Annotated in this window: 9 protein-coding genes; all 9 read left to right on the top strand. The window is 71.9% G+C overall.

Features of this window, described 5'->3' with window-relative positions; genetic code table 11:
• The first annotated feature begins 295 nt into the window (after positions 1-295).
• Entirely contained in the window at positions 296-1,906 is a 1,611-nt protein-coding gene (locus tag D1648_RS01080) for an MFS transporter (RefSeq protein WP_122938945.1), read from the top strand.
• 204 nt (positions 1,907-2,110) lie between these two features.
• Positions 2,111-3,304, top strand: coding sequence for a Gfo/Idh/MocA family protein (locus tag D1648_RS01085; protein ID WP_122938946.1), 1,194 nt, complete (start codon positions 2,111-2,113; stop codon positions 3,302-3,304).
• A 32-nt stretch (positions 3,305-3,336) separates the two neighbouring features.
• Entirely contained in the window at positions 3,337-4,341 is a 1,005-nt protein-coding gene (locus tag D1648_RS01090) for a sugar phosphate isomerase/epimerase (RefSeq protein WP_122938947.1), read from the top strand.
• A 201-nt stretch (positions 4,342-4,542) separates the two neighbouring features.
• Positions 4,543-4,932 carry a tautomerase family protein gene (locus tag D1648_RS01095; RefSeq protein WP_122938948.1) on the top strand — a complete coding sequence of 130 codons (390 nt, stop codon included), beginning with the start codon at positions 4,543-4,545 and terminating at the stop codon, positions 4,930-4,932.
• Between the two features lie 323 nt (positions 4,933-5,255).
• Positions 5,256-6,293, top strand: coding sequence for a 5-dehydro-2-deoxygluconokinase (gene iolC, locus D1648_RS01100; protein WP_122938949.1), 1,038 nt, complete (start codon positions 5,256-5,258; stop codon positions 6,291-6,293).
• Entirely contained in the window at positions 6,290-7,258 is a 969-nt protein-coding gene (locus D1648_RS01105; protein ID WP_122938950.1) for a deoxyribose-phosphate aldolase, read from the top strand. Before iolC ends, D1648_RS01105 begins: the two co-directional genes overlap by 4 nt.
• 52 nt (positions 7,259-7,310) lie before the next feature.
• A complete protein-coding gene (gene iolB, locus D1648_RS01110) occupies positions 7,311-8,204 on the top strand; it encodes a 5-deoxy-glucuronate isomerase (protein ID WP_122938951.1) in 894 nt (297 codons plus the stop codon).
• Positions 8,201-9,268 carry a Gfo/Idh/MocA family protein gene (locus tag D1648_RS01115; protein WP_122938952.1) on the top strand — a complete coding sequence of 356 codons (1,068 nt, stop codon included), beginning with the start codon at positions 8,201-8,203 and terminating at the stop codon, positions 9,266-9,268. Before iolB ends, D1648_RS01115 begins: the two co-directional genes overlap by 4 nt.
• A 191-nt stretch (positions 9,269-9,459) precedes the next feature.
• Complete coding sequence (locus D1648_RS01120) at positions 9,460-10,191, top strand: GntR family transcriptional regulator (RefSeq protein ID WP_122938981.1); 732 nt, start codon at positions 9,460-9,462, stop codon at positions 10,189-10,191.
• Positions 10,192-10,411: the final 220 nt, after the last annotated feature.

The following is a 10,411-nucleotide window of genomic DNA, read 5'->3' on the forward strand; positions in this document are numbered from 1 at the left end:
CAGGATCCTGTGTTAGCTTCCCTACTCGTCAGCATCATCCCGTCGAAAAGACAGGACAATCAGGACTCGCTGTCGCTCCCCCATCCTGACATGACCGGCCGGGCGGGGCCCGGGCCGTCGGTCCCGCGGCTCCGAGCCGTCGGCCCGCCGGACCAGCACCACCGGTCGGGCAGGCCCCGCACCGTCGACCGGACCGCAGGAGGAGCGACGCGCACCACGCAGCACAACGCAGGCGGTGCCCCGGCACCGCGCACCGACGCCCCGAGGCGCCGGCCTCAGGTTCCAAGGAGGGGACATGAGCCTCACCCCGCCGCAGTCCACCGAGAAGATCCGCGCGCTGGTCGCACGGACCCCCGCCTCCGGGAAGAAGCGGTCCATCGGCTTCCTCGCCGTCGTCGCCTGCCTCGGCGGGTTCCTCTTCGGCTACGACACCGGCGTCATCTCCGGCGCGCTGCCCTACATGCACATGCCCGCCGAGGCGGGCGGGCTGGGCCTGACCTCCCTCGAGGAGGGGTTGATCGGCGGGTTCCTCCTGTTCGGCTGCGCCGTCGGCGCCGTGCTCGGCGGGCGCCTGTCCGACAGCTACGGCCGCCGCCACAACATCCTGCTGCTGGCCGTCGTCTTCTTCGTCGGCGCCGTCGGCTGCGCCCTCGCCCCGAACATCACCGTCATGTACATCGCCCGCTTCGTGCTGGGCCTGGCCGTCGGCGGCGCCTCCACCACCGTGCCCGTCTACCTCTCCGAGTCCGCGCCCAAGGAGCAGCGCGGCATGCTCGTCGCGGTCGACCAGCTCATGATCGTCACCGGCCAGCTCGCCGCCTTCGCCTTCAACGCGATCATAGCCTCGATCCAGGGCGGGCCGACGGCCGTGGTCGAGAACGACCCCTCGGGCGCCCACGAGGCCGGCGCGAGCGTGTCCTGGGACGTGCTCGCCGGGATCGCCGGGGTCACGGTCTCCGAGGGCAACGGCCATGCCTGGCGCTTCATGCTCGTGCTCTGCTCGATCCCCGCGATCGCGCTGTGGATCGGGATCCGCCTGATGCCGGAGTCGGCACGCTGGCACGTGGGTCGCGGCGAGCTCGCCGAGGCCATCGGCTCCCTCAAGCGGCTGCGCATCGAGGGCAGGCACGACGTGGTCACCGAGGTCGCCGAGATGGAGGAGGCCCGACGCCTCGACGCGAAGCGGGAGAAGCTCAGCCTCCGCGCCGGGCTCCGGGTGCCGTGGCTGCGCTCGATCATCGTCTTCGGCGGCATCTTCGCGATCCTCCAGCAGCTCACCGGCGTGAACACGATGATGTACTACGCGCCGAAGGTGCTGATGGCCGCGGGCTTCGACTCGCAGGCCTCGATCATCCTCAACGTCTTCACCGGCGTCGCCTCCGTGATCGGCTCCGGCCTGGGTCTGCTCGCGCTGCGCCGCTTCGGCCGACGCCAGGTGCTGCTGGTGGGCCAGGCGATCCTCACCCTGTCCCTCATCGCGATGACCGCGATCTTCCTGCTCGGCATCAACCCGTACATCGACGTCAGCGGCGCCGTCTCCGAGGACATCCCCGGCTTCGTCCCCTATCTCGTGGTGGTCGTGATCGTGCTGTTCATGCTCGGCATGCAGTCCGGACCCGGCCCGGTGATGTGGGTGATGCTCTCGGAGATCTTCCCGAACTCGATCCGCGGCGCCGCCAACGGCTTCGCGGTGATGATCCTGTGGATCACCAACATGATCGTCACCGTCACCTTCCCCGTGCTGATCGACGGGATGGGGCCGGTGTTCACCTACGCCCTGTTCGCGGCGATCAACGTCTTCGCCGTCATCTGGTACTTCCTGCGCGTCCCGGAGACGCGGAAGTTCACCCTCGAGCGCATCGAGTGGGAGTTCCGCGAGGCCGGCGGCGTCATCCGCCTGCGCTGAGGGCCGACGGCCCCGCCTGCTGATCCCCACCGAGTGCTGCATCTGGACCGCTATGGCGGCTCCGCAGCGGTCCAGATGCAGCACTCGGGGGCCCGAGTTCCCGACCGTCCGTCCTGAATGCGACGACCCCGGCCCTTGGACCCCGCCCCAGACCCCGACCCCTCGACCGTCCCGCACGACCCCACCTCCCGAGAGGACCGCGCCATGAGCACGAAGCCCCTGTCCGTCGCCGTGATCGGAGCCGGCATGGCCGGCCGCACCCACGCCAACGCCTGGCGCCAGGCCGGCACCGTCTACGACCTGGGCCTGCCGCCCGTGCGCCTGGCCACCATCGCCGACGCCCACCTCCCCTTCGCCGAGGACGCCGCCGCGCGCTACGGCTACGAGAACGCCGTGGGCGACTGGCGCGCCGTCGCCGAGGACGACTCGATCGCCATCGTCTCGATCGTCGTGGGCAATGCCCTGCACCGCGAGATCGCCGAGGCCATGGCCGCGGCCGGCAAGCACGTGCTGTGCGAGAAGCCGCTCGCAGGCACCCTCGAGGACGCGAAGGCCATGGCCGAGCTCGAGGCGCAGCACCCGGAGCTCGTGCTCGCCACCGGCTACACCTTCCGCCGCAACGCCGGCATCGCCATGCTCGCGAAGCTCGCCCGCGAGGGTGCCCTCGGCGAGGTCTCCCACCTCGACGCCCGCTACTGGTGCGACTACGGCGCGGACCCGAACGTGCCGATGGCCTGGCGGTACAGGGGCCCGATGGGCTCCGGCGCGCTCGGCGACGTCGGCTCGCACCTGGTGGACTCGGCCGAGCTGATCATGGGGCCCGTCGTCGAGGTCTCCGGCGCGCAGCTGGTGCGCACGATCGCCGAGCGCCCGGTCGCCAGCGGCGCCGTCGCGGGCGGCCGGGGCGTCACCGCCGCGGCCGACGCCCCCAAGGAGGAGGTGGAGAACGACGACGTCGCGACCTTCACCGCCCGCTTCGCCTCCGGCGCGGCCGGCACCTTCTCCGTCTCGCGCGTCGCCCACGGCCTGCCCAACTACAAGAACCTCGCCGTGCTCGGCACCGGCGGCACCGCCACCTGGTCCCTGGACCGCACCGGCGAGATCCAGCTGGCCGACGCCTCCTCGCCCGCGGGCCTCGGCGGCCTCCGCCAGGTGCTGGTGAACCCCGAGTTCCCCTACTTCGCGAACGGCTCCTCGATGGCCTTCGGCGGGGTGGGTCTGAATCAGATCGAGCAGTTCACCTACCAGGCCCACGCCTTCCTCCAGCAGGTCGCCGGCATCGAGGACGGCGCCCTGCCGCGCTGCGCGAGCTTCGCCGACGGCTACCGCCAGATGCGCATCCTCGGCGCGGTCGCGGAGTCCGCCGAGCGCGGCGGTGCGGCCGTCCAGGTCGACTGACCCCGTCCCACTGACGCGAAAGGATCCCCGCCATGGCCTTCACCTACGGCGCCTACACCGCCTGCCTGCAGGACCGCTCCCTGGCCGAGGCCCTCGACGTGCTCGCCGCCGCGGGCCTGAAGGGCGCCGAGCTCAACACCGGCGGCTTCATCCCCTCCCCGCACGCGCACGTCGACGCGCTGCTGGTCAGCGAGAAGGAGCGGCGCGAGCTGCGCGCCCTCTTCGCCGACAAGGGCATGGAGCTGACCGGTCTGACCGTCTCCGGCAACCCGCTCTCGCCGCTGCCCACCGAGGGCCTCCCGCACGCCCACGACCTGCGACGCACCATCGAGCTGGCCGGGACGCTCGGCGTGCGTGACGTGGTCGCGATGTCCGGCACCCCCGGCACCGACCCCGGCGCCCGCTGCCCGGCCTGGATCGTGAACCCCTGGAACGGCATCGACCTCGAGATCCTGGACTACCAGTGGTCCGTCGCGGTGCCCTTCTGGAAGGAGGTCGACGCCCTCGCCCGGGCGCACGACGTCCAGCTCGCCTTCGAGATGCACCCCCGCAACCTCGTCTTCTCCCCGCCCACCTTCGAGCAGTTCCTGGACCGCGTGGAGCCGACGAACATCGGCGTGAACCTCGACCCCTCGCACCTGTTCTGGCAGCAGATGGAGCCGATCGACTGCATCGAGCGGCTCGGCGCGCACATCACGCACGTCCATGCCAAGGACACCGCGGTGCTGCCCGGCGCGGCGGTGCGCGGCGTGCTCGACACCGTCTTCGACCCGGTGCCGGAGGACTCTGCCCAGCGCACCCCCACCGGCATCGGCCACTGGTGCTCGACCTGGCCCGAGGACCCGGCCTGGCGCTTCGTGGCCCTCGGCGAGGGGCACGACGTCGACTACTGGACCCGATTCCTCGCGGCGCTCGCCGCGGTGAACCCCGACCTGAGCGTCAACATCGAGCACGAGGACGCGGCGTTCGGGCAGGTCGAGGGCCTCGAGCGCGGCGCCCGCACCCTGCTCGCCGCCGCCGGGGCCGCCGGGGTCTGACCCCGCCGGGGCCCGGCGCCGGTGGATCACGGCGCCGGCCCGGTCGTGGTCGATCCCATGAGAAGTGTCGATATCGGGCGTCATTCCAGCACTTCTCATGGGATGGGGCCGCCGCAACGTCGCCGTCCCGTACCGTCCCGCCTCGTCCCGTCCCGCCACCTCTGCTCTGCCCGCAGTCCCGTCCCATAGAAGGAGCACCTCATGCCTCTCGTCCGCATCACCCAGCAGGACGTCCGCACCCCCGAAGAGACCCGGCAGATGGCCGATCTCGTCCAGGACGTCATGCTCGAGCTGTTCGCCGCCCCGCCCGGGGACCGCTACCAGATCGTCGAGACTCTCCCGGTCGGCTCGATCATCGCCGAGGACACCGGGCTCGGCCTCGAGCGCAGCGACGGCGTCGTCATCATCCACATCACCCAGCAGGGCAGGGGAGAGGAGCAGAAGAAGGCGATCTACGCCGCCCTCGCCGAGCGACTCTCCGCCGCGGGGCTCGTGCGCGAGGACGACCTGATCATCTCCGTCGTGGAGAACGGCCACGAGGACTGGTCGTTCGGGAAGGGGCGTGCGCAGTTCCTCACCGGGGAGCTCTGAGCCCGGAGCTTCTGCACTCGGCCGGCAGTCCCGCAACCGGGCGCCTGCGGCGACCGAGTGCTGCATCTGGACCGCTATGGCGGCCCCTTAGCGGTCCAGATGCAGCACTCGATGGGAGGTCGGGCGCTGCGGGCCCGGCCGCATCACCGGGCGCTGCGGGCCCGGCCGCGTCACCCGGCCCCGTCGGCTCCGCCCGACAAGCAAGCAGATTTGTATGGACAAAGAGCGTCTCCCATGTGATCATGGGAGCACCCGGAAGGTCGCGCAGCAGTGCAGCCAGCGACGTCCGCACCAGGTTCTGACGCAGGGAGGCATGGACAGCCATGGCATCTGATCTCGACATCATCACGTTCGGCCGCAGCGGCGTGGACATCTACCCCTTGGAGATCGAGAAGGGGCTCGAGGACATCCACAGCTTCGGGAAGTTCCTCGGCGGCAGCCCGACGAACGTCGCCGTCGCCGCCGCACGGCTCGGGCACACCCCGGCCGTGATCACCGGCGTGGGGGACGACCCCTTCGGCCGCTACGTGGTCAAGGAGATGGAGCGCCTCGGCGTCTCGGGCCGCTTCGTCGTGAGGAACACGGAGCTGAACACCCCGATCACGCTGTGCGAGATCTTCCCGCCGGACGACTTCCCGCTGTACTTCTACCGCCAGCCCAGCGCTCCCGATCTGCAGGTCGCCCCCGAGCACCTCGACCTCGACGCGATCCGCGAGGTGCCGCTGTTCTGGTTCTCCGGCACGGGCCTGTCCGAGGAGCCCAGCCGCTCCGCCCACTTCGCGGCCCTCGAGGCCCGCGGCGGCACCGGCAGCTCCGGCACCGGGCACACCGTCTTCGACCTCGACTACCGGCCCATGTTCTGGTCCTCGATCGAGGAGGCCCGCGAGCAGTACCGCGAGGCGCTCAAGCACACCACCGTCGCCGTCGGCAACAAGGAGGAGTGCGAGGTCGCCGTCGGCGAGACCGAGCCCGAGCGGGCGGCCGACGCGCTGCTCGAGGCCGGCGTGAAGATCGCGATCGTCAAGCAGGGGCCCAGGGGCGTGCTCGGCAAGACGGCCGACGAGCACGTGGTCGTCGCCCCGAACCTGATCCAGGTGATCAACGGCCTCGGCGCCGGCGACAGCTTCGGCGGCTCGCTCTGCCACGGCCTGCTCACCGGGCAGTCCCTCGAGGAGACCCTCACCCGCTGCAACGCGGCCGGCGCCATCGTCACCAGCCGCCTGGAGTGCTCCACCGCCATGCCGACGACCGAGGAGATCGACCTGCTCCTCGCGGGCGGCGACCCCAACCACGGCAAGACCGTCGACGAGATGCTCGGCGCCCTGCGGGGTCGCGGCGCCGTCGGAGCGGAGCAGCGATGACCAGCACCACGACCGACAGCACCACCGCCGGCACCGCGGCGAGCCCCAGGACCACCGCCGACGCCTTCGTCTCCACCTACGACGAGGTCACCCGCGTGCGGATCGAGGATCCGGGTCGCTTCGCGCGCCTGGCCGCGACCCGTCGGCGCCGCACCGTGGCCGACACCGACGGCACGATGATGATCATCGCCGCCGACCACCCCGCGCGCGGCGCCCTCGGCGTCGGCTCCCGCGACCAGGCCATGGCCTCCCGCACCGAGCTGCTGGACCGCATGCGCGAGGCGCTCGCCGTGCCCGGCGTGGACGGGGTGCTCGGCACCGCCGACATCCTCGAGGACCTGCTGGTCATGGGCGCTCTCGAGGACAAGGTCGTGTTCGCCTCGATGAACCGCGGCGGCCTCCAGGGCGGCTCCTGGGAGATCGAGGACCGCTTCACCGCCTACGACGCCGCCTCGATCAAGCAGGCCGGCTTCGACGGCGGGAAGATGCTCACCCGCATCGACCTGGACGACGACCGCACCTCCTTCATCCTCGAGGCGAGCGCGCAGGCCGTCACCGACCTCGCCCGCCACGAGCTGATCGCGATGGTCGAGCCGTTCATGTCCTCCCGCCCCGGCGGGCCCGGCACGAAGGTCGTCAACGACCTCTCCCCGGAAGCGGTCATCAAGTCCATCCACATCGCCCAGGGCCTCGGCGCGACCAGCGCCTACACCTGGCTGAAGCTGCCCGCGGTGGCGGACATGGAGCGGGTCATGGACGCGACCACCATGCCGACCCTGATCCTCGGCGGCGACCCCGTGGACGACGACCCCGAGACCCTCCGCGCCTCGTGGGGCAGGGCCCTGGCCCGCCCGAACGTGCGCGGGCTCGTCGTCGGCCGGACGCTGCTGTACCCGGCGGGGGACGACGTCTCCGCGGCGGTCTCCGCCTCGGTCGACATGATCCGCAGCACGAGCGCGGGCTGACGGGCGCCCGCACCGCGCCCGTCCCGGCATCCCTGAGAACAGGAGAGCATCCATGACCACCAGCGAGCAGCTCCACCTGCCGGCCGGCTCCACCGGCCGCGGGAACTACGAGACGATCATCGACCCCGGCGCGCGCGAGGGATGGGTCCACACCGGCCTGCGCGTCCTCGCCCTCGCCCCGGGCGGCAGCGAGGTCGTCACCGCCAACGGGGTCGAGGCGATGGTCGTGCCGCTGAACGGCGCGTGCGACGTCGCCGTCGGCGGCGAGGACCATCACCTGCGCGGCCGCGAGGACGTCTTCGCCTCCGCGACCGACGTGCTCTACGTGCCCGTCGGCTCCCAGCTGACGATCTCCTCGAAGGACGGCGGTCGCTTCGCGCTCGCCACCGCGGTCGCGACCGGCAGCCACCCGGTCGCGCTGATCCGCGCCGAGGACGTGCCGGTCGAGATCCGCGGCGGCGGGAACATGACCCGCAAGGTGCGCAACTTCGGCACCGTCGGCGCCTTCGACCAGATGGACTCGCTCATCGCCTGCGAGGTCATCACCCCGGGCGGGAACTGGTCCAGCTATCCCGCGCACAAGCACGACGAGACGGTCGACGACGGCGATCACCAGGAGTCGGAGCTCGAGGAGATCTACTACTACGAGATCCAGGACGGCCCGTCCGGCCCCGGCTTCGGCTTCCACCAGACCACCTCCAGCGGCGAGGACAAGCCGATCGACGTGCTCTCCGAGGTGCGCACCGGCGACACCGTCCTCGTCCCGCACGGCTGGCACGGCCCCTGCGCCGCCGCGCCCGGCCACGACATGTACTACCTGAACGTCATGGCCGGCCCCGACCCGGTGCGGGCCTGGAACATCACCGACCATCCCGATCAGACCTGGGTGCGCGGCACCTGGGAGAGCGCCGGGATCGACCCCCGACTCGAAGGAGAGGCCCGATGACCGCAGAGCATGCAGACCCGGTGCAGCCCGGACCGCAGACTGCGCCCCCGCAGGACGTGCGAATCGGCGTGATCGGCGTCGGCCGCATGGGCGCCGACCACGTCGAGCGCATCTCGCGCCGCATCAAGGGCGCACGTGTCGCCGTGGTCAGCGACTACCTGCGCGAGACCGCCGAGAAGGTCGCCGCCACCGCGCCCGGCTCCCGCGTGGTCGACACCTGGGAAGAGGTCGTCGCGGCCGAGGACGTCGACGCCGTGCTCATCGCGAGCCCCGGCCAGTTCCACCGCGAGCAGGTGCTGGCCTGCATCGACGCCGGCAAGCCGGTGCTCTGCGAGAAGCCGCTGGCGATGAACCCCACAGACGCCTACGACGTGGTCCGCGCCGAGCACGAGGCCGGCGCCTCGCTCGTCTCGCTCGGATTCATGCGCCGCTTCGACACGGGCTACGGCGAGCTGAAGGACGCGCTCGAGGCCGGCGAGCTCGGCTCCCCGCTGCTGCTGAACTGCAAGCACCGCAACGCCACGGTGCTGCCGGGCTTCACCGACACGCACATGGTCTACGACTCGGCCGTGCACGAGATCGACGCGATCTCCTTCTTCCTCGAGGAGCCGGTCGTCTCCGTGCAGACCGTCATGCCGCGCAGCACGGAGAAGGCGCCCGAGGGGCTGCACGACCCGCTGCTGTTCCTGTTCCGCACCGCCTCCGGCACCGTGGTCACCGACGAGCTGTGGGTCAGCACCGACGCCGGCTACGAGGTCCGCACCGAGCTCGTCGGCTCGAAGGGCGCAGCGACCGTGGGCCAGGAGTCCGGGATGGTCACCACCCAGCAGGCCGGCTCCCGCTGGGGCGGGCGGGTGCCGCTGGACTTCCGGCCCCGCTTCATCGCCGCCTACGACGCGGAGGTGCAGGCCTGGGTCGCCGCGGTGGCCGACGGCAGCAACATCGCCCCCCGCTCGGCGACCGCCTGGGACGGCTACGTCGCGGCCGCCGTGTGCGAGGCCGCGGAGCGCTCGCTCACGGCCGACGGGGCGGTCGACGTGACCCTGCAGGACCGCCTCGCCTGAGGCGGTGCGGCGGGGCGGCCCGTATCCTTCGGGACAGCCCGGAACTCGAGGAGGACGACGTGGACAGCGAGAACGCAGCGGAGGGTGCCGCGGGGGGCGCCGACGCGCCGACGGGTGGCGTGTCGGGCGGCGCCGGGAACGGCGCGTCAGGCAGCGGTGCACCCGGGAGCGCCGCGCCGGAGAACGGCGCGATCACCCTCGACCTCGTCATCGACCGCGAGGCGAGCGCCCCGCTGTACCTGCAGCTCGCCGGCGGCATCGAGGAGGCGATCCGCTCCGGCGTGCTGCCCCCGGGCAGCCGCCTCGAGAACGAGCTGGCGCTGTCCAAGCGGCTGAAGCTCTCCCGCCCCACGGTGCGACAGGGCATCCAGGAGCTCGTGGACAAGGGCATGCTCGTGCGCAAGCGCGGAGTGGGCACCCAGGTGGTGCAGGCACCGGTGAACCGACAGGTCGCGCTGACGTCGCTGTACGACGACCTGCGCACCGCCGGGAAGGCACCGCGCACCGAGGTCGTCGAGTACCGCATCGGCCGGCCCTCCCCGGAGGCGCTGGACCGCCTGCAGCTCTCCCCGGGGGAGCAGGTGCTGGACCTCATCCGCGTGCGCTACGCCGACGGGGAGCCGCTCGCGGTCATGCGCAACACGATCCCGGAGCGGATCGCGCCCTCCCGCGAAGAGCTGGCCGCCTCGGGCCTGTACGCCTGCCTGCGCGAACGCGGCATCACCACCGTGCTCGCGCACGAGCGGATCGGCGCGACCGTCGCCGACGAGGAGCATGCCGAGCTGCTGGACGAGGAGCTCGGCGCGGCGCTGCTGACCATGGAGCGCAAGTCCTTCGCGAACGACGGCAGCGTGGTCGAGTTCGGGTACCACGTGTACCGGGCGTCCCGGTACTCCTTCGAGGTCACGCTCGTCGACTCCTGAGCGCGGCAGCTGGGCGGCTGCGGTCGCCGGCCGCGCCGGCCGCCAGGACCGCCGGGGCCGCGCCGGCTGCCGGGGCCGCCGGGGCCGCGACGTCCGCCGGGGCCGCCGGGGCCGCGACGTCCGCCGGGACCGCCGGGGCCAGGAATGCGCCGTTCCGTTCGTCGCCAAGCTGGTCGGGAGTCACTGCGCGGGGCAACATGCACCGCCTGCCCTAACCGAA

It is taken from the genome of Brachybacterium sp. EE-P12, from assembly GCF_003711805.1.
In the GTDB taxonomy this organism is placed as follows: domain Bacteria; phylum Actinomycetota; class Actinomycetes; order Actinomycetales; family Dermabacteraceae; genus Brachybacterium.